General features: G+C 65.8%; 22 protein-coding genes. 7 read left to right on the top strand and 15 right to left on the bottom strand.

Annotation, left to right across the window (positions count from 1 at the left end; all coding sequences use genetic code 11):
• Positions 1–2 precede the first annotated feature (2 nt).
• Together CEY05_RS02785 and CEY05_RS02780 are read right to left on the bottom strand one after the other, a co-directional pair.
• Positions 3–1,106, bottom strand: a complete 1,104-nt coding sequence (locus tag CEY05_RS02785) for an ABC transporter substrate-binding protein (protein WP_088595854.1) — start codon at positions 1,104–1,106, stop codon at positions 3–5.
• A 93-nt stretch (positions 1,107–1,199) separates the two neighbouring features.
• Positions 1,200–2,225, bottom strand: coding sequence for a D-cysteine desulfhydrase (locus CEY05_RS02780; protein WP_088596204.1), 1,026 nt, complete (start codon positions 2,223–2,225; stop codon positions 1,200–1,202).
• Positions 2,226–2,473: 248 nt separating this feature from the next.
• Between CEY05_RS02780 and CEY05_RS02775 the strand changes: the two genes are divergently transcribed.
• On the top strand, positions 2,474–3,397 hold the full coding sequence (locus CEY05_RS02775) for a LysR family transcriptional regulator (protein ID WP_158219241.1): 924 nt from the start codon (positions 2,474–2,476) through the stop codon (positions 3,395–3,397).
• A gap of 14 nt (positions 3,398–3,411) precedes the next feature.
• Here the strand turns inward: CEY05_RS02775 and CEY05_RS02770 are convergent, their stop codons facing one another.
• Genes CEY05_RS02770 through CEY05_RS31910 form a run of 9 tightly spaced genes read right to left on the bottom strand, consistent with a single transcriptional unit; the run spans position 3,412 to position 11,703 of the window.
• On the bottom strand, positions 3,412–4,395 hold the full coding sequence (locus tag CEY05_RS02770) for an ABC transporter ATP-binding protein (protein WP_088595852.1): 984 nt from the start codon (positions 4,393–4,395) through the stop codon (positions 3,412–3,414).
• Positions 4,392–5,471: an ABC transporter ATP-binding protein gene (locus CEY05_RS02765; protein WP_088595851.1), complete on the bottom strand. Its 1,080-nt coding sequence runs from the start codon at positions 5,469–5,471 to the stop codon at positions 4,392–4,394. Before CEY05_RS02765 ends, CEY05_RS02770 begins: the two co-directional genes overlap by 4 nt.
• 14 nt (positions 5,472–5,485) lie before the next feature.
• Positions 5,486–6,379, bottom strand: a complete 894-nt coding sequence (locus CEY05_RS02760; protein ID WP_088595850.1) for an ABC transporter permease — start codon at positions 6,377–6,379, stop codon at positions 5,486–5,488.
• Positions 6,376–7,317, bottom strand: a complete 942-nt coding sequence (locus CEY05_RS02755; protein ID WP_088595849.1) for an ABC transporter permease — start codon at positions 7,315–7,317, stop codon at positions 6,376–6,378. The genes CEY05_RS02760 and CEY05_RS02755 overlap by 4 nt, the downstream gene beginning before the upstream one ends.
• A 17-nt stretch (positions 7,318–7,334) precedes the next feature.
• Positions 7,335–8,609 carry an FAD-binding oxidoreductase gene (locus CEY05_RS02750; RefSeq protein WP_088595848.1) on the bottom strand — a complete coding sequence of 425 codons (1,275 nt, stop codon included), beginning with the start codon at positions 8,607–8,609 and terminating at the stop codon, positions 7,335–7,337.
• Entirely contained in the window at positions 8,606–10,033 is a 1,428-nt protein-coding gene (locus CEY05_RS02745; RefSeq protein ID WP_088595847.1) for an NAD(P)/FAD-dependent oxidoreductase, read from the bottom strand. Before CEY05_RS02745 ends, CEY05_RS02750 begins: the two co-directional genes overlap by 4 nt.
• Entirely contained in the window at positions 10,030–10,326 is a 297-nt protein-coding gene (locus CEY05_RS02740) for a (2Fe-2S)-binding protein (protein WP_088595846.1), read from the bottom strand. Before CEY05_RS02740 ends, CEY05_RS02745 begins: the two co-directional genes overlap by 4 nt.
• Positions 10,307–11,575, bottom strand: coding sequence for an FAD-binding oxidoreductase (locus CEY05_RS02735; protein WP_088595845.1), 1,269 nt, complete (start codon positions 11,573–11,575; stop codon positions 10,307–10,309). Before CEY05_RS02735 ends, CEY05_RS02740 begins: the two co-directional genes overlap by 20 nt.
• Positions 11,572–11,703, bottom strand: coding sequence for a hypothetical protein (locus tag CEY05_RS31910; protein ID WP_255407742.1), 132 nt, complete (start codon positions 11,701–11,703; stop codon positions 11,572–11,574). Before CEY05_RS31910 ends, CEY05_RS02735 begins: the two co-directional genes overlap by 4 nt.
• A gap of 63 nt (positions 11,704–11,766) precedes the next feature.
• On the opposite strand from CEY05_RS31910, the gene CEY05_RS02730 reads away from it, so the two are divergent.
• Positions 11,767–12,675: a LysR substrate-binding domain-containing protein gene (locus CEY05_RS02730; protein ID WP_088595844.1), complete on the top strand. Its 909-nt coding sequence runs from the start codon at positions 11,767–11,769 to the stop codon at positions 12,673–12,675.
• A gap of 78 nt (positions 12,676–12,753) precedes the next feature.
• Here CEY05_RS02730 and CEY05_RS02725 read toward each other — a convergent pair whose 3' ends face one another.
• Positions 12,754–14,313, bottom strand: a complete 1,560-nt coding sequence (locus CEY05_RS02725; RefSeq protein WP_088595843.1) for an ABC transporter substrate-binding protein — start codon at positions 14,311–14,313, stop codon at positions 12,754–12,756.
• Between the two features lie 305 nt (positions 14,314–14,618).
• Between CEY05_RS02725 and CEY05_RS30750 the strand changes: the two genes are divergently transcribed.
• Together CEY05_RS30750 and CEY05_RS02720 are read left to right on the top strand one after the other, a co-directional pair.
• On the top strand, positions 14,619–14,807 hold the full coding sequence (locus CEY05_RS30750; protein WP_143220260.1) for a hypothetical protein: 189 nt from the start codon (positions 14,619–14,621) through the stop codon (positions 14,805–14,807).
• A 184-nt stretch (positions 14,808–14,991) separates the two neighbouring features.
• Positions 14,992–16,227 (top strand): pyridoxal phosphate-dependent aminotransferase, encoded by a 1,236-nt coding sequence (locus CEY05_RS02720; RefSeq protein ID WP_088596203.1) that lies wholly within the window; start codon positions 14,992–14,994, stop codon positions 16,225–16,227.
• A 153-nt stretch (positions 16,228–16,380) separates the two neighbouring features.
• Here CEY05_RS02720 and CEY05_RS02715 read toward each other — a convergent pair whose 3' ends face one another.
• The gene (locus CEY05_RS02715; RefSeq protein ID WP_088595842.1) at positions 16,381–16,761 is read right to left on the bottom strand and encodes a hypothetical protein; all 381 of its coding nucleotides are present in this window, start codon (positions 16,759–16,761) and stop codon (positions 16,381–16,383) included.
• A 171-nt stretch (positions 16,762–16,932) separates the two neighbouring features.
• Positions 16,933–17,577, bottom strand: coding sequence for an HD domain-containing protein (locus CEY05_RS02710; RefSeq protein ID WP_088595841.1), 645 nt, complete (start codon positions 17,575–17,577; stop codon positions 16,933–16,935).
• Between the two features lie 202 nt (positions 17,578–17,779).
• Here CEY05_RS02710 and CEY05_RS02705 point away from each other — a divergent pair, with 202 nt between their 5' ends.
• The 3 genes from CEY05_RS02705 to CEY05_RS02695 all read left to right on the top strand — a co-directional run bounded on the left by CEY05_RS02705 (position 17,780) and on the right by CEY05_RS02695 (position 20,457).
• On the top strand, positions 17,780–18,769 hold the full coding sequence (locus CEY05_RS02705; protein ID WP_088595840.1) for a GlxA family transcriptional regulator: 990 nt from the start codon (positions 17,780–17,782) through the stop codon (positions 18,767–18,769).
• Between the two features lie 276 nt (positions 18,770–19,045).
• Positions 19,046–20,029 carry a DUF4375 domain-containing protein gene (locus tag CEY05_RS02700; RefSeq protein ID WP_158219240.1) on the top strand — a complete coding sequence of 328 codons (984 nt, stop codon included), beginning with the start codon at positions 19,046–19,048 and terminating at the stop codon, positions 20,027–20,029.
• A gap of 20 nt (positions 20,030–20,049) precedes the next feature.
• The gene (locus tag CEY05_RS02695; RefSeq protein ID WP_088595838.1) at positions 20,050–20,457 is read left to right on the top strand and encodes a GFA family protein; all 408 of its coding nucleotides are present in this window, start codon (positions 20,050–20,052) and stop codon (positions 20,455–20,457) included.
• On the opposite strand, the gene CEY05_RS02690 is transcribed toward CEY05_RS02695, so the two are convergent.
• The gene (locus CEY05_RS02690; protein ID WP_088595837.1) at positions 20,454–21,005 is read right to left on the bottom strand and encodes a lipocalin family protein; all 552 of its coding nucleotides are present in this window, start codon (positions 21,003–21,005) and stop codon (positions 20,454–20,456) included. The two genes, CEY05_RS02695 and CEY05_RS02690, sit on opposite strands and share 4 nt — an antisense overlap.
• Positions 21,006–21,079: the final 74 nt, after the last annotated feature.

Here is a 21,079-nt window from a genome sequence, read left to right as displayed (position 1 = left end):
GATCAGCCTTGCAGCACCCAGGACTGCCAGCGCTTGCCGACTTCGGCCAGATTGGCCTGCCACCACGCATAGTCCATGTCGAAGGAATTCTTGTAGTGTTCCGCTTCGCTGGGCAGCTTGGCGGCGTCCGCCGGCGCGACCAGGGCGAGGGCGCTCTTGTTGGTGGGACCGTAGGCGATGTGCTTGGTCAGTTCAGCCTGCACCTTGGGCTGCAGCGCGAAGTCGATGAACTTCTGCGCATTGGCGGCATTGTGCGCGCCCTTGACCACGCCCAGGCCCTGGACTTCGCGCCGGGCCTGGTTCCATTCGATCGCCAGGGGCGCCCCCTTGTCGATCAGGTCCTGCGCACGCCCGTTCCAGATCGCACCCAGCACCGCTTCCTTGCGCTCCAGCAATTGCGCGGAGATGGCGCCGGTGTCCCACCACTTGACCACCCCAGGCTTGACCTTGGACAGCGAGGCGAAGCCTTGGTCCAGGTCGATGGGGTAGATGTGGTCCATGGGCTTGCCGGCGGCCAGCATGGCGAACTCCAGCGGTACTGATCCGGCCGACTGGCTGGCAATGGTGCGCGCGCCCGGCCAGGTCTTCAGGTCCCAGAATTCCGCCCACGAGCGCGGATGTTTGTCGGCGCTGTAGACCTGGGTGTTGTAGACCATGACCGTGGCGAAGTACAGGCTGCCCACGTAATTGGGCTTGCGCATGGCGTCGTAGATGTCGGCGGGATTGGTGAAGGTCATCTTGTCGTAGGCCACCGGCTCCAGGATGCCGTCGGCGTCGAAGGCCACCATGCTGGGCAGCCCGATGTCCACCACGTCGATGCCGCCGCGTCCGCTCTGGACCATGGCGCGCACCTGGCCGGCACTGGCCGTCTGCAGCACGACGTCGATGCCGGTGGCTTCGGTGAAGGGCGTGTGCAGGGCCTTCTTCATGGCGGCATCATAAGCGCCGCCCAGGCTGCGCACGATGACCTTGGGTTTGTCCTGGGCACGCGCCAGGGGGGCACCCAGGACGACTCCCGTCATGGCGGCGCCGGCCTTGAGCACGGTGCGGCGGGTGGGCGAGGCCAGAAGGCCGGTTTGCTGCGGAAAAGCTTTTTTCACGATCATGGTCGTTCCCCTTGCTTGTCGTTCACTTCAATCCATCCGCGGAATTGCCGCATCCGCGCAATGCCATGACCGGCCCTGGGGCCGGCCTCGTACCTACGCCGCCTGCACGGCAGCCTTGTTGAATACGCTGCGATAGGCGAACAGCGCCACTGCGCCGCCGGTGTGCAGGAATACGATGTTCTGGTCTTCCGTGTAGCGGCCCGCCCGGATCTGCGCGATCAGCCCTGCCATGGCCTTGCCTGAATAGACCGGATCCAGCAGGATGCCTTCCAGTTCGGCCACCAGGCGTACCGCCTCGACCATGCCGTCGCTGGCCATGCCATACCCGGCGCCCACGTAGCCGTCGTCCACCACGATGTCCTCGCGACGTACGGACGTCTGCGCCAGGCCAAGGTGATCACGGGTTGCCTGAGTCAGTTCCCATACGGTTTCTTCCTGTGCCGCGCGGTCGGCGCGCACGCTGACGCCGATGACCGGAATGCCGCTATTGCTCGCCGCCAGGCCGGTCACCAGGCCGGCCTGGGTGCCGGCGCTGCCTGTCGCGTGTATCAGCGCATCGACATGCAGGCCCAGATCGAACGTCTGTGTGATCAGCTCCTGGGCGCAGGCCACATAGCCCAGTGCGCCCACCGGATTGGAGCCACCGCCGGGGATCACGTAGGGCTTGTTGCCCTGTTCGCGCATCTGCGCGGCCAGCTCGTCCATGGCTTGCTGCATGGGCGTACCGGCCGGCAGCCGCGCGGCGATATCGCCGCCCAGCAGCAGGTCGAGCATGACGTTGCCGGATTCGCGGTAATCCTCGTCGGCCTGGGGGTGACGGTCTTCGAGCAGGACTTTGCATTGCAGGCCATAGCGCGCGGCCGCGGCGATGGTCTGGCGCACATGATTGGACTGCACGGCGCCCTGGGTGATCAGCATGTCGGCGCCTTGGGCCAGCGCGTCAGCCACGAGAAATTCCAGCTTGCGGGTCTTGTTGCCGCCCGTGGCCAGGCCGGTGCAGTCGTCGCGTTTGATGTAGAGGCTGGGGCCGCCGAGATAGCGCGTCAGATTGGGCAAGGGTTCGAGCGGCGTGGGGAAATGCCCCAGCCGCACCCTCGGATAGCCCGCGAGATGCATCATGGTGTACTGCGCCCCTTGCATATGGTCCAGGCATCCATGCACGCTTGCAGAACAGCGCAGCGCGAGGGCCTTGTTTGTATGCGGATAAGATTACCCAGCCTGCCGCGGGCTGCCCAATGCTATATTTTCCTGGCTCATGTTTTTTTTGCATGGCTCCGGAACCGCGGCGGATGGGCATGTTGCTGCCGTCATGGCGCAGGTTGCTGATATTGCCCACGTCGTTCCGGAGCCAGCCACGCGCGTCGCTTATGAAACTGATATGGCTGGAAGATTTTCTCGCGTTGCTGCAGGCAGGCACTTTCTCGCGAGCGGCCGCGATGCGCAATATCACGCAGCCGGCGTTCTCGCGCCGCATCCAGATGCTGGAGGAATGGCTGGGCGTGCAGCTCATCGACCGTGGCAGCGCGGGCCTGCGCCTGACGCCCTTGGGCGAACGTTATACGCATGAGTTCCGCGCACTGTTGATGCAGGCGCAGGAACTGCGCAATCGTATCCAGGCCGATCAGCAGGGGGCCCGGCGCATCCTGATCGCCGCCCAGCACACGCTCACCATTACCTGGCTGCCGGGAATGCTGCGTCTGGCGCAGCAGCATGCGTCCGGCGTCGAACTGGGTGTGGACTCACAGGACCGCGGACAAAGCATTGCCCGCTTTGCCGCGGGCGAAGCCAGCCTGCTGCTTTGCATGGAAGATGATGTCCCGCTGGAAGCGACGTTGCCGCACGCCCAAAGGCTGCCGCTGGGCGTTGAACGCATCATCGCCGTCAGCGCGGTGACGGCGGGCGGTAGCCCTGTGCACAGCCTGCACGCCAGCCGGTCGACACGCCTGCTGGGCTATCCGGCCCAGAGCTTCATGGGCGCGATCCTGTATCGTCATTGCCTGCCGCCGTTGATGGATCGCTATGACGTGCGGGTGGTACAGGAATCCGGTTTCGTGGCAGGGATCAAGGAGATGGCGTTGGCGGGCATGGGCATGGCGTGGCTGCCCGAGCGCCTGATCATCCGGGAATTGAAGACCGGCACGCTGGTGAGGGTCGGGCGGGAACTGCCGGAGGTGGAAGTGCCCGTGTCGCTCTACCGCATGGCGCCGCGCGGCGCTGCCAGCGCCAGCGCGACGGACCAGATCTGGAATCTGTTCGAGGAACGGGCGCAACAGGCGGCGCCCCCGGTTTAATGCCGGGGCCGTCCCTAAGCAGTGCTTGACGGCGTCAGCGGATGAAAGCACGCCACCGCTCCCGTGTCCTTCGCCGCCACCAACTGCGGCACCCGCGTCTTGCAGTCCGCCTGCGCATTGGCGCAGCGGGGATGGAAGGTACACCCCGGCGGCAGATTGGTCGGGGAGGGGATCTCCCCCTGGATCTTGGACAGCGCGATGCGCGCCTTGGGATCCGGCACCGGCGACGAATCGCGCAACACGCGGCTGTAGGGATGGCGCGGCGCATCCAGCACCCGGCGCGTGGGCCCCGTTTCGATGATGCGGCCCAGGTACATGACACACACGGTGTCGCAGAAATGGCGTATCACCCCCAGATCGTGCGACACGAAAACGAAGGACAAGCCGCGTTCGCGCTTCAGGCGGTCCAGCAATTGCAGGATCTGCGCCTGCACCGATACATCCAGGGCCGACACGGGTTCATCGGCGACGATCAGCTGGGGATCCAGCACCAGGGCCCGGGCAATGCCTATCCGCTGGCGCTGCCCGCCCGAGAATTCATGCGGGTACTTGTCCAGCGCCGACACCGGCAAGCCCACTTCCTGGATGGTCTGCGTGATCTTGGCGTCGATGGCCGACGCATTGCCCATGCCGTGCACGAACAGGGGCTCGGCCAAGGTCTGCCGTATGGTCCGGCGCGGATTCAAGGACGCATAGGGATCCTGGAACACGATCTGCACGCGTTGCCGCAAGGTGCGCAACTGCGCGCCACCCGCCGTGCGCATGTCCTGGCCATCGAATACGATGCTGCCTTCGTCCGCGTCGATCAGGCGCAGCAACATGCGCGCCACCGTGGACTTGCCGCAGCCGGATTCACCCACCAGGCCCAGCGACTGGCCCCGGCCGACTTCGAACGACACGTCGTTGACCGCATGCACGATCTTCTTCTTGCCGCCCAGCCAGCCGCCACCGCTATGGAAGCGCTTGACGATGTTTTGAACCTGCAGTAACTGGCTCATACTTGCACCTCAGAAGGGGATCCGGGCGCCGGCGCCGCCGGCAAGCCATTACCCGGCGCACGCACCAAACAACGCACCGCATGCCCGCCGCCGACGCCATTCAAGGCCGGCCGGGTGGTTTCACAAACGGGCTGCTTCAAGGGACAGCGCGGCGCATAGGCGCATCCCGCCGGGATCGCCGTAATGGCCGGCACGCTGCCGGGAATCGGATCCAGGGACTCGGCATCCGTGTCCACCCGCGGCATGGCATGCAGCAGGGCTTCCGTATAGGGATGCGTAGGCGCGGCGAACAGGGTGTCGACGTCCGCCGTCTCCACGACCTCGCCGGCATACATCACCGCCACCCGGTCCGCGATCTGTGCCACCACGCCCAGGTTGTGCGTGATGAACACCACCGCCATGCCCCGCGCCGTCTTCAGGTCGGCCAGCAAGCTCAGGATCTGCGCCTGGATGGTCACGTCCAGGGCCGTGGTCGGCTCGTCGGCCAGCAACACCTTCGGTTTACAGGCCAGGGCCATGGCGATCATCACCCGCTGGCGCATGCCGCCGGAGAACTGGTGGGGATAGTCGTCGTAACGGCTCGCCGCGGCCGGGATCTTCACTTCCTCCAGGGCCTGCAAGGCTTCCGCCCGCGCCTCTTTCCACGACACCTTGCGGTGCTGGCGTATCGCCTCGGCAATCTGGTCGCCCACCCGCATGGTCGGGTTCAGCGAAGTCATGGGCTCCTGGAAGATCATCGCCAGGGCATCGCCGCGCAGCCGCGCCATCTCTTTTTCCGAGAGCGGGGCCAGATCGCGGCCCTCCAGCAGGATCTGCCCGCCGCCGTGGCGGGCGCCCGTGGCAGGCAGCAGCCGCAGCACCGACAGCGCCGTCACGCTCTTGCCGCTGCCGGACTCGCCCACGACGGCCAGGGTCTCATTGCGCCTGACGCTGAACGAGACATCCCGCACCGCCGCGTGCCATTGGCCACCGATGCGGAATTCCGTGCGCAGGTCGCGCAGTTCCAGGGCAACGGGCTGCTTATCGGCATGCGCCTCTGCGTCCGCGCCACGCCCTGTGCTGTCGGTTCGCACCATTCCTTGCTCCCTCATCACGAGTGCTCCGAACGCAGTTTGGGATCGATCGCATCGCGCAAGGCATCGCCCAACAGATTCAAGGCCAGCACGGTCAGCAGAATGGCCACGCTGGGAAACACGGTCAGCCACCAGGCGTCCAGGATGTTCTCGAAACCTTCTCGTATCATCGCGCCCCACGTCGCCGCGGGTGGCGGCACGCCCAGGCCAATGAAGCTGAGCGAGGCTTCGGTACGGATGGCGGACGCCATCCACAGCGAGCCCAGCACCACCACGTCGGAAACCATATTGGGCAGGATGTGCACGCCCATCAGGCGGAACGGCCCGAAGCCCAGCGCCCGCCCGGCCTCGACGAAATCACGCTGCTTCAAGGCAATGGTGGGCGCCCGCGCCACGCGGACGAAGGGTGCGATCTCGGTGATGGCGATGGCGATGATCAGGTTTTCCAGGCTGGCGCCCAGCATCGCCGCCACCATCAAGCCCAGCAGCAGAGTGGGGAAGGACAGCAGCACGTCCACCAGGCCCATGATGAACTGGTCCAGCAGGCCGCCCACATAGCCCGCCAGGATGCCCAGCGAGGCGCCTATGCTCATGGCGATCAGGATGGCGACGAAACCCACCAGCAGCGACACGCGCGCCCCATAGATCAAGCGTGACAGCACATCGCGGCCGTAGCTGTCGGTGCCCAGCCAGTAGTCGGCCGACGGCGGATCCAGGCGATAGGCGATGTTCTGCTGCAGCGGGTCATGCGGCGCGATCCACGGTGCGAACACCGCTACCAGCACGATGATCAGCAGCAGGCCGATGCCCACCCAGGAAAGCTTGTTACGCCGCAGCGCCTGCCACAGCGCATTGGGACGCCGCGACACCGTGGCGGCCACGGGCGATGAGGAAGAGGAAACGGCGCTCATTGATATTTCACCCGAGGATCGACCAGCCCATACACCAGGTCGGTCAGCAGGTTGACGAAGATCACGCAGGAGGCGAAGACAACCATCAGGCCCTGCAGCAGTGTGTAGTCGCGGGTGTTCAGCGCACCCAGGATCAGCTTGCCCAGGCCCGGACGGTTGAACACGATTTCGGTCAGCACCGAGTTGCCGATCAGCGTGCCGAAATACAGCCCGACCACCGTGACGATGGGAATCAGCGCATTGCGCAAGCCATGGCGCAACACCAGCCGCATGGGCTGCACACCCTTGGCGCGGGCGGTGCGCACATAGTCCTCGCCCATCACGCCCAGCATGGACGAGCGCGTCACGCGCATGACGTAAGCCGTCATGATCAAGCCCAGGTTGAAGGCGGGCAGCACCAGCGCGCGCAACTGGGCGGTCCAGTCGCCGGCCACGGTGCTGCCGATCACCGGAAACCAGCGCAGCTGGATGGAGAAAGCCAGCAGCATCAGGATGCCCGATACGAACGCCGGGAAGGACAGGCCCGTCAGGGACAGCACGCGTCCCAGGTAATCCGGCCAGCCGTTACGGCGCAAGGCGGCCCAGGTGCCCAGCGGCAGGCCGAACAGGACGCCGATCAGGATGGATGCCGCGGTCAGCTGCAGCGTCCACGGCAGCACCAGCGCCACTTCCTTCAATACCGTACGGCCCGACGCCATCGACACGCCGAAGTTGCCCGACAGCATGTCGCGCAGGAAATGGAAGTACTGCACCTGCATGGGCAGATCCAGGCCCAGGCGGGTGCGCAAGGCCGCCAGGGCTTCGGCGCTGGCCTGGTCGCCCAGCATCACCGCGGCGGGATCGCCCGGCACCAGGCGCACCAGGATGAACACCGCCGTCAGCATGGCCAGCAAAGTGGGAATGGCCAGCAGCAGACGCTTGACCGCATATCGCAGCATGATGGGGTCTCCTGTGACTAGAACACGGTCGGATCGGCAGGCGGCTTCGCTACCTGGGCGGCGCCCGGCGCTTGCGCCATCAGCCGTTCGGCCGTGAGGTTCTGGATGGCGCGACTGGTGCTGCCGCGCAAAACCAGGTCGGCCATGGTGGCGCCCACCACCGGTACCAGCTCGAAACCGTGGCCGGAGAAACCGAAGGCGTGGAATACGCCGGGGGCGTTGGGCGAGGGGCCCACCACCGGCAACAGGTCGTCGGTCTTCGCTTCCAGCCCCGCCCATACCCGCACGATACGGATGTTGGTGACCGAGGGGAACAGGTCGGTGGCGGCGTGCGCGCCCTTGGCCAGCACGCGCATGCGGGCGGTGGAGGTTTCCTTGTCCAGGTCGGGGATGCCTTGCAGTCCGCCGCCGATCACCAGAGTGCCCTGGTCGGATTGCTTGAAGGAGAGGGAGCGGCCCATGATGGCCACCACCGGTTTGATGAAGGGGCGCAGGCGTTCGGTGACCATCATCATGGACGACTTGGCGGCCAGCGGAATATCGTCGCCCACCAGCGCGGCGATACGTGCCGACCAGGCGCCGGCGGCATTGACCACGGCGGGCGCGGTCCAGCTTCGGCCACCTTCGCCGATGACGCGCCAGTCCTGGCCTTGCCGTTCGATGGCGGTCACGCCGCAATGCTCGATCAACTCCACGCCTGCCTGCAGGGCGCTCTGGCGGAAAGCGCGCAAGGCACGGTGCGGGTCGGCGGCGCCGTCGCGGCGGGCAATGGACGCGCCCAGGCAATGGTGGCTGAGGTCGGGCAGCAGACGGCGCAGTTCGGCGGTGTCGATGATTTCTTCATGCGTGTAGCCGTCGGCGCGCAGGCCATTGACGCGGCCCTGCAGCTTCTCCAGGGCGGCGGGGCTTTCCGCCACGCAGATCTGGCTGTTGGCATGGAAACCGCAGTCGTCGCCAACCAGCGCTTCCATGGCATGCCACATGTCCATGGCTTCCAGCGACAGGTCCAGTTCACGGCGGTCGCGGTTCAGCGTGCGCACGCCGGCCGCGGTGGCGCCCGATGCGTGCCGGCCGGCCCAGTGCTTTTCCACGATGACGACGCGGGCGCCTTCCCGCGCCAGGTGCATCGCGGCCGACAGGCCATGCAGGCCGCCGCCGATGACGATCGCGTCGTAGACCGCGCCCGCTGCTTTGCCGGGCCTGGCCGTCTGGCTGCCCGTCACGGTAGCGCTGCCGGCGCCTGGCGTAACGCCGGCGTCGCGGGCCGGGTGGGTGGAGGGAACCGTGCTCATTTCGAGGCCGCTCCCGTCGTCGTTCCCTGCGCGTTCTCTTCCAGGTCCAGGCTGGCCAGTTCACCCAAGGTCAGCGGCTTGAGCGGCGGGCGGATGCGGTAGAAGCCCACTTCGGCGACGGGCCGTTGCTGCTTCTCCGCCAGGATGTTGGCAATGGTGTAGCCACATTGCCGCCCCTGGCAGGGACCCATGCCGGCACGGGTGAAGGATTTGATCTGATTGGGACCGGGCTGGCCCAGATCGGCCGCCTTGCGGATGTCACCGGCCGTCAGTTCCTCGCAGCGGCACACGATGGTGTCATCCGCGGGCGACGCGATGTTCGGACGCGGCGGGTACAACGCATCCAGCATGGGCCGCAGGCGCAGCATGCCGGCCAGGTCGGCGCGCAAGGGCGCGGCGGCGGCCTCGGCCTTGGCGCGGTCCAGCGCGCCGGCGTCGCGCGCCATGCCCAGGGCGGCGATCTCGCCGCGTACGCAGGCGGCAGTGGCGCCGCCGATGCCCGCGCCGTCGCCCGCGACATAGAGACCGGGGCGGCTGGTCTGGCCCCAGGCGTCCAGCACCGGCGCGAAGCTGGCCTGTTGCGCGTTCCACACGTGTTCGCACTCCAGGGCGCGCGTCATGTGGATGGAGGGAATCACGCCTTCATGCACCAGCAGGACCTGGGCGTCGGCCCGTTGCGTGCCGCCGCCGGGCAGGGTGTATTCGATCTGGCGCAGGCGATCTTCACCCAGGGCCCGGAATTCGCGTACGCCCTTGATGCGGCGCACGCCCGCGCTGCGCAGTTCGCGCATCCATTTCAGGCCCTTGTTGATTTCGCCCATGCGCGCCAGGGCGTCGCCCAGATAGGGCATGGCACGGCGCCAGGCACCGGCAGGCGAGGTATCGAGCCAGCCGGCGATCTTGCCGCCCGCGCGCAGCAGCTGCGCCATGTAGAGCAGCACCAGCGGACCGCTGCCCGCCACCCACACCGGCTGCGCCGGCACCTGGCGCGAGGTCTTCAGCAGGATCTGCGCGGCGCCTACCGTCAGCACGCCCGGCAGGGTCCAGCCCGGAAATGGCATGGGCCGTTCCTGCGCACCGGTGGCCAGCAGCACCTGCTTGGCGCGTACCGCCTCGGCCTTGCCTTCGCGCGACATGTAGATGTGCCAGTCGGGCTCGATCTGCCAGACTTGCGTGCCCGGTTCGTACACCGCGCCGCTGCGGCGGAAGGCCTCGGCCAGCTTGGCGCCGGCGCGGTATTCGTCACCCAGCAGGGCGCCCGTGGACGTGGCGGCCACGGTCTCGACGGCACGCCAGATCTGGCCGCCGGGGGCTTGTTGTTCATCCACCACCAGCACCTGGCGCCCCATGGCACGCAGGCGGATGGCGGCGCTCATGCCGGCAGGGCCGGCGCCGACGATCACGGCATCGAATTCGCGGATCATGGTTGCACGCTCCGTTTGCCGAACTGGCGCTCGACCCGCATGCCTTCGCGCACGGTGGTCAGACAGGTCTGGGTGGAAGCCACGCCGTCGACGATGGCCAGGCAGTCGAAGCAGACGCCCATCATGCAGTAGGGCGCGCGCGGGCTTTCCTGCACGGGTGTCGTGCGGGAAGCCGCCGTGTCCTGGCGCAGGAGGACGGCGGCCACGGTCTCGCCGGGCTCGGCGCTGGCGGGCTTGCCGTCGATATAGACGGTCAGCGCTTGCGCGCCGGGTTCATGCAGCTTGCGAAACATCGAAGCGCTCATGGTTGAAGGCATCCAGGAATGAAGACCAGGCCGCATGGTCGGCCGTGAAGTCGGTGGAGATAGGAGAAAGGGAAGCGGCAGGGTCGGCCGCAGCCGACGCCGCAGCGGCGATGGCAACGCTGGCTGCAGCCGCACTGCGCGGCAGGTGATCGGCGAACGAAAGCGGCAGGCCGCCGCCGTCGATGGCCTGGGCCAGCGGACCGGCATGGAAGGACGCCAGCGTGACGCCGGAATGGCATAGCGCGGTCCAGGCACCCGGCTGCGTGGCCGACTCGGCATAGACGGGACAACCGTCCTGCGTCATGACGCGCAGGCAGGACCACTGGCGCACCAGGCGCAACTGGGCCAGATCGGGCAGCACGCGCACGATCTTGCGCGACATGCGGGTGGCCGCGATGGCCGTGGTGTTGATGTCGTAGCCGACGTCTTCCTGCGTCAGGCCGACCATCACGGTGCCGTCACCGGTCTGGCGCACGCCGCTGGCCGGGAAGGGCAGCAGGGGCGCGGCGCGTTCGGTGACCAGCACCTGGCCGCGTTGCGGACGCAGGGTGATGTCCAGGCCCACCATGGGATTCAGGGCATTGGAACCCAACCCGGCGGTGATGATCACCTTGCCAGCCGTATATCGATCCTGGCCCGCGCTGACGACAAAGCCACCGCCAGGCTGTTGCGCGATGGCGTCCACGCGATGGCGGCTGATCAGACGGCCACCACGGTTTTGATAGGCCGCCTGCAGGGCGGCCAGTAGCCGCAGCGGATTCAGGTGGCCATCGCCGGGACAGAAGCTGCCGCCGGAAACATCGGCGCCCAGGCGCAAGGCGGGCAGCAGGCCCTCCAAAGCGCTGCGATCCAGCATTTCGACACAAGGCGTGCGTTCGGGCGTATTGGCTTCCCAGGCGCGCATGCGCTTCTGGCGATCCTCCCATTCCGCCTCGCCCAGGCAGAAGTGCAGCCCACCGCGGCGTTCATAGTGCAGGTCGATGCCCGTTTCGCGTTGTAGTCCGTCGGCGAAGGCGGGGAACAGCGTCGCCGCCTCGTGCGACAGGCGCTGGTAGCTGACATTGCCGTAACCCTTGCCCTGTACCCACACCAGGCCGAAATTGGCCTTGGCTGCACGGAAATCCGTATCGGCACCGTCCAGCATCAACACCCGCCGGCCGCGGCCTGCCAGGCCCAGGGCAATGGCGGAGCCGACCATGCCGGCACCGGCGACGATGTAGTCGTAGTCCTGGCTCATGGCGTGCCTCCGATAGTCGCGCCGGCGTCGGTGGCGACGCCCAAGCCGACACTCAAGCCGACACTCAAGCCGAAACCCAAGCCGAAACCCAGGCCGAAACCCAGGCCGAAACCCACGGCGCCCCGCAATGGGCTATAACCCGCAATGGGCGAGCGGCCCGGATTATTCGAAAAGGTTATACAGGAAGGCGCATGGCGCAAACACTCAATCTGCGGCAGATCGAGGCCTTCAAGGCCGTCATTGAACATGGCACCGTCAGCCAGGCCGCTGCCGTGCTGGGCGTCACGCAGCCGGCCGTCAGCAAGCTGCTGGCGCATCTGGAAGCGGATACAGGACTCAGCCTGTTCGATCGCGTGCGCGGCAAGCTGGCCGCCACGCGGCATGGCATGCGCCTGTATGAAGAAGTCGATCGCATCTTCGCCGGGCTGCGCCAGGTGGAGCAGGCCGTCGACTCCATCCGGCGCGACGAACAGCGCACGCTGATCGTCGGCGTGCTGCCGGCGCTGTCGGGTTCCTTCATCCGCCGCGTGACCATGAACTTCCTGCGCCAGCATCCGGACGTCCGTTTCAGCATCCAGTGCCGCGGCTCGCACCTGCTGGCGGACTGGCTGGCGACGCGGCAGATCGACGTGGCCCTGGTTGGCAGCCGGGTGGACAACCCCTACATCGACCGCGAGCCCATGTTCCAGCACCCGCTGATGTGCGCCTTGCCGGTCAATCATGAATTGACGCGCAAGCGCGTGCTGCGGCCGCGCGACCTGGACGGCCTGCCTTTCATCGGCTTCAGTGCCGACAGCCAGACGCATGGGCTGGCGCAGGTCGCCTTTGAACAGGCGCGTGCCAGGTTGAATGTGGTGCTGGAGACCAGCACGTCGCCGACGGCATGCGAGTTCGTCGCGGCGGGTTTGGGCGTGTCGTTGATTCATCCACTGTTCGCCGATGGGTTTCAGAATCGCCTGGTGCTCAGGCGTTTCGATCCGGAAATGCAGTTCCACTTCCAGCTGTGCCGCGTCCATGCCTCGCGCAACGACAGCCTGGTGGAAACCTTCGTCCAGGAGGCCCGCGCCGTGGCGGCGCAGGTGTCCCAGGAATTGCGTTGAAGATCCGGCCGCGCTTCAGCGGCCGGGTCGCCTGTGCCGCCAGCGCTTTCACGGCGCCTGCGCCGGCACGGTGGCGCCTCAGCGCTTGACCGTCGTTTTCTCCGTAACGGGCGGCTGCAGGTTGAGCGCGCCCTTCAGGTCGTAGCCGTAGTTCACGCCGTCGCCGTGCGCCCACACCTGCTTCAGGCCGAACAGGGGAATGGCGCAGACATCGTTGTGGATCTTCACCTGCGCGTCCTTCCACAAGGCCAGCTGCTTGGCCGCGTCCGGTTCGATACGCGCCGCGCGGATGTCCGCATCCGCCACGGTGCAATGCGAAAAATTGGACATGGCCGCGGGCGCGCCGATGGCGGATGCCGAGTCATAGAACTCGGTCAGGTAGTTGTCCGCATTGGGGAAGCGCGCCGCGCCGTAGAACACCAGGGCGCTGACGTCCTGGCGGCTCTTGGCCTGGTAGGTGGCGTGATCCACCACTTCCATGTTCAGCTTGATGCCGGCCTTGGCCAACTGCGCCTGGACGATTTCCATGATGGGCTGCTGCGCCGAAATGTTCGACACCACCGACTTGATCTCGATGCCGTTCGGATAGCCGGCCTCGGCCAGCAACTGCTTGGCCTTGGCCACGTCGTATTTGTACGCGCCGGCGCTGCAATCTTCACCCAGGTAGCCGTTGGGGACCACCGAGCAGCCTTTCTGCGCCACGTCCTTGCCCGCGTAGCGGACGATCTCGTCGACGTCGACCGCCGCGGCAATCGCCTGGCGTACCTTGGGATTGTCCAGCGGCTTGACGTTGCGGTTCAGGTGCAGCGTGCGGAACTCGGCCGGGTCGAAGATGTCGACCTTCATGCCGCGCTTGCTCGACCGTTCCACCCAGCGCTGTTCGCGCTTGCCCTGCATGACGTCGATTTCGCCGGAGGTGAAGGCCAGTTCGCGGGCGCTATCCGACGGGATCATGCGGTACACGATGGCGCCCAGTTGCGGCTTGCCACGGAAGTAGTTGTCGTTGGCCACCAGCTTCACGTACTGCTGCGTGATGTGTTCGCCGAAAGCGAAGGGGCCCGTGCCGACCGGCGCGGCGCCGAACTTGTCGCCCAGCTTTTCGGCGGCTTTCTTGCTGACGATATTGCCGCCGTGGTAATTCGAGACGCGGCCCAGGAAGGCGGCATCGGGGTATTTCAGGGTGACTTTGACCGTGTAGTCGTCGACCGCTTCCACCTTGTCGATCAGGTCGAAGTTGTTGGCGAAGCTGGACCGCTTGGGATCGGCCGCGCGCTGCAGGGAGTACACGACGTCTTCGGCCTTCAGCTCGCCGTAGCCGGCGTGGAATTGCACGCCCTTGCGCAGGTGGAAGGTCCAGACTTTGCTGTCAGGCGAGCTTTCCCAACTGGTGGCCAGATCCGCTTCCAGGGTCTTCGGATCGGCGCTGCCGGCGGGGAACCGCACCAGCGCATCGAACATTTCGGATGCCACGCCCTTGTCGACGGTGGATGTGGCGCGATGCGGATCGAGCGTGGCATTGTCGGCGGCGCCGGAGCTGATGCGCAGCTCCGGGCGGTCGGCCGCATGCGCGGTGGTCTGCAAACAGGCACCCACGGCGAGCAGGGCGGTGGCAAGGACGGACAGGACTGGACGTTTCATTGATTCCCCATTTATTCGTAGCCGTATGAAGTCGTCGCGGTAATGCACAGTGCGGACGATCGCAAGGTAGAACGCGGGACTCATAGCGTCAAAGTCGCTAAAGGCCTATTCCTATTCCAGAAGGTTATGGGATGCACGCGGGCAGGAAGGCCATGCCCGTTACAGCGCATGTTCAGGTGACCGGACTAATGGTTAGTACCGATCCGCGCTGTTACAAAAGAAATTGATATGGATATCGCGATACGGTCGTTCTCGTCGTCGCCGCGTGGCGCTAGGATGGCTCAACTTTTGATGAGCGATATGCCATGCGACATTCCTTCCTTTACTCAAGACTGCCCATGAACCTGGCCGCGCAAGGCCTGGCCCGTGTACGCCAGCACGCGCTGCTGGCCAGCGAACGGCGCCGCGCCGCGGCGCAGGACATGGACCAGTCGGTCAGCCGCATGCTGGCCGTATCGGCCGACTACTTCCACGTGGCAGGCAAGACGCGCTGAGCCGGCGCTGGCGGAGGGCCGAGACAATACGGCCAGATATCAATTGGAAAGTGTATACAGACAGGTATACTTGTCCTGTATGCCCCGGCGCAGCTACGCCGAAAGCGATATGGGCAATGCCCTGGCCGACTACGCCAAGGCACGCCCGGCCGGACCGTCAACCCAATTGAAGCCAATCGTCTCCATGTCCAATTCTGATAGTTTTGCTCCCGCCACCCCGTTGCGCCGCGCCCAGCGGATCGCCAATATCGAGGTTTCGGAAATCCTGCGCATCGGCGCGCGCGCCGCGCAGCTCAAGCGCGAAGGCCGCGACGTCATCGTGCTGGGTGCGGGCGAACCGGACTTCGACACGCCGGACAACGTCAAGGCGGCCGCGGTGCGCGCCATCGAAGCCGGCGACACCAAGTACACGCTGCTGGACGGCACGCTGGCGCTGAAGCAGGCCATCGTCGGCAAGTTCAAGCGCGAGAACGGCCTGACCTTCGGCGTCGAGCAGATCACCGTGGGCGCCGGCGCCAAGCAGGTGCTGCACAACGCCTTGATGGCCACGCTGGACGAGGGCGATGAGGTCATCGTGGTGACGCCGTACTGGACGTCCTATGCGGACATGATCACGCTGGCGGGCGGCCGTACGGTGCAGGTGGCGGGTCGCGAGGAGAACGGGTTCCTGCTGGATCCCGCCGACCTGGAAGCCGCCATCACGCCGCGCACGCGCTGGTTGATGCTGAATTCGCCGTCCAATCCCTCGGGCGCCGCCTATGACGAAGCGCGCCTGCATGCCATTGCCGCGGTGTTGCTGCGTCATCCGCACGTCTGGCTGCTGTCGGACGATATCTACGAACACCTGATCTATGACGGCTTCGAGTTCAAGACCATGGCGCAGATCGAACCGCGCCTGGCCGACCGCACGCTGACGGTCAACGGCTTGTCCAAGGCCTATGCCATGACGGGCTGGCGCCTGGGGTATGCCGGCGGCCCGCGTGAATTGATCGCGGCCATGGCCGTGGTGCAAAGCCAGAGCACGTCCAATCCCTGCTCGATCTCGCAGGCGGCGGCCGTGGAAGCGTTGAACGGTCCGCAGGAGGTGCTGCAGGAACGGCGCGATTCTTTCCTGCGTCGCCGCGACCTCGTGGTGGACTCGCTCAATGCGATCGAAGGCATCCGTTGCCGCCGGCCGGAAGGCGCGTTCTATACCTTCGCCAGCTGCGCGGGCGTGTTGGGCAAGACCACGCCTGAAGGGAAAGTGCTGGAGACGGATGCGGATTTCTGCGCGTATCTGCTGAATTCGCACGATGTGGCCGTGGTGCCGGGCGGGATCTTCGGCCTGGCGCCTTATTTCCGCATCAGCTACGCCACGTCGGAAGCGCAATTGAAGACGGCGATGACGCGCATCGCCACCGCGGTCAAGGCCCTGCGCTGAAGTACCGGATTCCAAAAAGAAAGGACCAATTCCCAAGGGGGTCGGTCCTTATTCCTTATGCTGCACGTAGCCGATGGCGCCGCGAAGATTGCAGGACGGGCCGCAGTTGCTGCATTTTGGGGGTTGGACAGCGGCTGAGTCCAGTTGCCGAACTCAGTTGCTGAGCCCCATCGTCCCGGTTTCCTTGATTTCGTCTTCCTTGACCCAGCCGGTGTAGTCGTCGCCGCTCTTGGAGACGTACATGACCTGCATCCAGTCCTTGTAGGGCTTGTAGACGATCACGCTGTCGCCGCGCACGATGAAGGGCTGGCCGGCGGCGCAGTGCTCGTCCGGGGCGCTGCGCAGGTAGACTCGTTTGGACGGCGCCTTGGGTTCGGCCTGCGCGGACAGGGGCGGACGGAAGTTGTCGTCCGGCCCCGACAACTTGGCGTTCAGCTGATCGCATTTGGCATCGGCCCACGCCGGCGCCGCGGCCACGCCGGCGGTGGCAACCCCAGCCAATAACGCCAGCCTCACGAGATAACGAAGGTGCATTGCGACTCCCTGTGATGAATCGGGGCCACCTTACACGATTTGGCTCTCAAGTTGCTGAAGCGCCAGCAGGGCAGGCGCGGGCGGTGACCGGCAGGGCGTGGCCTGTCGGCGCGAGGGCGATGACCGGCAGCTGGCGGCCGTCGTGGCCGTTGCCGCTGCGCCGGCTTATCCTCAAGCAATCCACTTCGACTGGCGGATGACGCTGCAGAAGTTGCCGCGCTTGAACGTCGGGTCCTTGTCGGCCAGCACGTCTGCCTTGACGTTGCCGAAGGTGGTCTCAGGCTTGTGCTTGATGCCATCGTAGAAGGCCTGGATGATGTCTTCCTTGAAACTGCCGCCGCGCGGATGCGCCTGGACAATGGCCTCGCGTTCGCGATCGCTGTATTCGGGGTAGGTCAGCCCCAGTACATCCATCTCCACGCCCGCGGTCACCAGGGCCACCACTGGATGCATGTGCTGCGGAATGCCGGGCGTCGTGTGCAGGGCGATGGCGGTCCAGACCGTATCGATGTCCTGCCGGGTTATGCCATGGCCAGCCAGGAAATCGCGTGCCGCGTTGGCGCCGTCCACTTCGAAGCGCTCGCAGGCGCTGCTGTGTTTGTGAGTCAGCCCCATGTCGTGGAACATGCAGCCGCAATACAGCAGTTCAGGGTCGTATTTCAGGCCGCGATGCTTGCCGGCCAGCGCGGCGAAGTAGTAAACGCGGCTGGAATGGTGGAACAGCAGGGGAGATTCCGTGTCGCGGACCAGTTCGGTGATTTCGCGGGCAAGCTGGCTGTCGGGAATCTTGATGCCGTCGATGTCGAGGGATGCCATGAGGGGACTCCTTGTTCGGTAGGGGGCGATGAATCATTCTCCCGCCGGCGTGTTCTGGCGTAAATTGGATGAATACGTCATATACTGCCATTGTGCGTGAAACCCGGACGTGCTTCGGCGCATCCCTCCACTGGCGCGTCGGCTTGTGCCGGGCTTTGCTCTGCTTGCGCTGCGCTTCCCTTTACCCATCGGCTTTCTTTCGATGACCAAGACCATTGCCATCCTCGCGCTTCCCGGAGTCCAGCTGCTCGACGTATCGGGACCGCTGGACGTCTTCGCCCAAGCCAATGTGGAAGCCGGCCGCCGTTTCTACGACCTGCGGGTGGTGGGATGCGAGGCGGGACCCATTGCCAGTTCCTCCGGGGCGCGCCTGCTGCCCGACCTGGTGGTGGGGGACCCACAGCGTTGCGACACCTTGCTCATCGCGGGCGCCCCGCGGGCGGCGGAGATGCTGTTGAGCGAAGGCACGCTGCAATGGATACGCGCCACCGCCCGCGCGGCGCGGCGCTACGGGTCGGTCTGCACCGGCGCCTACGCCCTGGCCGCGGCTGGCCTGCTGGACGGCCGCAGGGCAACCACGCACTGGGCGGCCGCGGCCGATCTGGCGCAGGCCTATCCGCGAGCCACCATCGAAGACGATGCCCTGTATGTGCGTGACGGCAAGCTGTGCACGGCAGCGGGCGTGACGGCCGGCCTGGACCTGGCCTTGATCCTGGTCGAGGAAGACCTGGGCCGCGACGTGGCCATGCGGGTGGCGTCCCAACTGGTGATGTTCTTCAAGCGTCCGGGCGGCCAGCTGCAGTTCAGCCGCAAGGGCGAGGCGCAGCCCTCGGGAAGATCGGTCCTGCAGACGGTACAGCGCTGGGTGGCCGCGCATCCCGAGGCGGACCATTCCGTCGAGACCCTGGCACACCATGCCGGCTTGAGCGCGCGTCATTTCGCGCGCCTGTTTCATGCCGAAGTAGGGCTGACGCCGGCGGCGTGGGTGGAACTGACCCGCGTCCAGGCCGCGCGGGCCTTGCTGGAGGCGGGCACGGATGCGCCCAAGCAGGTCGCCGCCAAATGCGGCTTCGCCAATGCAGACACCCTGCGGCGCAGCTTCGTCAAGCACGTGGGCGTGACCCCGGCGGAGTATCGGCGTCATCACGGCGCAGGGCCCGAGGGCGCGCGCGGCCGGATGGACACACGCTGAGGGCCCGGGGCGCGAGGTGCTTCTCACCGCTATCCCGTCGTCCGGTCGGCTGATCAGGCGGCGCAAGCCGCGCCTTGGGTAGAATCGAACCCTCCGCCGCCTTTCTCGGCAGCCGGCTGACTTGCGGTCATGGAGGACGGTCATTCTGAAGCGATGCCGATGCCACGAAACAATGCTGCGTGCCTGATACTGGCCCTGGCCCTGGTCTTGGCCGGGGTAGCCCCATGTACCGCACAGCCTGCGTCTCCTGTAACGACCTCGTCCAAGGAGTGCTCCTTGCAGCAGATTCCCGATTACGAAGTCCTCTCCATGGCGTATCCGTCCCGCGCGGTGACGCTGGTCACCGACGGCCGGGACGCCTATCTGGCGTCGCTCGCAAGCGATCCTTCCGCCATACGCAATCTGCGTCTGCTGCTGGCCCTGGGCGAGTCCCTGGCCGATGGTTCGAAAGATGGCATGCATCAATACTTCAGCACGCAGGCCGGTGCGCTTGCGCCGGAAGTGCTGCAGGCCCTGCGCGCCGCCGGCATGACGTCACAGGCCCAGGCAATAGAACAGGGCATGGCCGCTTTCGGTTCCAGCTATCCGACCGACGATCGCAAGCGGGACGGATTCCTTGCCCAGAGCTTTCTGCGCATCCAGGAAGGCATCGCACCGGACTTCAACAAGCCGCCCACCGCCACGGACAATCTGCTGCGCCAGATCGGCACGCCGTTGGCGGACAAGACGGGGTATAAGGCCGGCGTCGTCGACTACATGCGGCGCGATCCGCAGGGGGCGGCATTGCTGGCGCAGGCGCGCGAGCACCTGACGAACCGACAGCGCCTGGGCTATCTGGAAGGTTGCCTGCTGCAGAGCGGCCCATCGGGTTTCGGCGATGAAGCCACGATACGCAAAGGCATCGAGACCATGCCGCAGGCCTTGCGCACGGTCTATGTGATGGCCATCTTCAGCGGCGAACTGTTCAACGGCGGCATGCACCAGTTCTTCTCCAATTCCAGCGGTGCGTTCGCCCCCTACGTCGTCCAGGCCATGCGCGATATCGGCATGCCGCAGGCGGCGAAGACGGTGGAGCAGGGCATGGCCATGTTTCCCCAGCCTTACCCGGTATCGACGGAGGACCGCCGCCGGCGAGCCTTCCAGCGTGAGTGGAACAGCTGGGACGACAAGCTGGATGGCTTGACCGGAGACGTCGACGGCCAGGATTTCGAGGCCGCAGTGGCGGTTTACGCAGCGGCGCGAGGAATCCTGCCGAAGTAAATTCAACACAGGAGACTGGAATGAAAGGCTCATGTCTATGCGGCGCCGTCACCTTGACGGCTACCGATAAAAAGCAGATCGGCGCCTGCCACTGCGGCTATTGCCGCAAATGGGGCGGTGGTCCGCTGCTGGCAGTGCATTGCGGTCCGGACGTGACGGTGTCCGGCGAGACGCAGATTTCGGTGTTTCGCTCGTCCGACTGGGCCGAGCGGGCTTTCTGCGCGACCTGCGGTTCGCACCTGTACTACAAACTGCTGTCCAACGGCCACTACTTCGTGCCGGCCGGCCTGTTCGAAGCGCAGGAGTTCGAGCTTGCCAGCCAGGTCTATATCGACAAGAAGCCGGCCTATTACGACTTCGCCAACCAGACGCCGACGATGACCGAGCAGCAGGTCATCGACGCCTACGCGCCGCCGCCCTCCAGCTAGTTGCGGGGAACGCGGCGCAATTTGGTGATGTCGTAGCCCAGCGCCGCGACCCGGTCGACCAGGCGGGCGTATTCGGCGTCGTCCAGCTTGGGGGATCGGGCCATGATCCACACGTAGTCGCGTTTCGAGCGGCCGACGATGGTGGTGCGATAGTCATCGTCCAGATAAGCGATGACGTACTCGGCCTGGATGGGCCAGACGAATTGCATGCCCCACACCGCATTGCCGGTATCCGGCTGCACAGTGCCGACGGGTGTCATCGTCTTCACCGGTTCGTCGAAGCTGCCGTCGCGATAACGGAACGTGGTCTGGATGCGGCCGTCATCGCGCAAGGCGTAGCTTTCCACGGCGTCATAGGCATGCCGTTCCGGCCAGCTGGGAATATGGGCGATCACATACCAGTCGCCCATGAAGCGCGGTATGTCCACGTGGGCCACCGGCGGCATGGGCGCGGGCGAGGAACAGCCCGTCGCCAGCAGCGCGGCGCCAAGCGCGAGCAAATAACGGACGGGGTGGCGCAGCGAGAATAATGGTTTGGCTGGGGACATGGCAGATCTCCACTACGGTTGGTACGGGCGATCACGATGGGGCAGGCCCACGCCGATGGCATTGAGGCCGTGAT

The organism is Achromobacter sp. HZ34, assembly GCF_002209485.1.
Lineage (GTDB): Bacteria > Pseudomonadota > Gammaproteobacteria > Burkholderiales > Burkholderiaceae_B > Bordetella_C.
The sequence above is the reverse complement of the archived record's forward strand: the minus strand, read 5'-3'. Positions and strand labels throughout refer to the sequence as shown.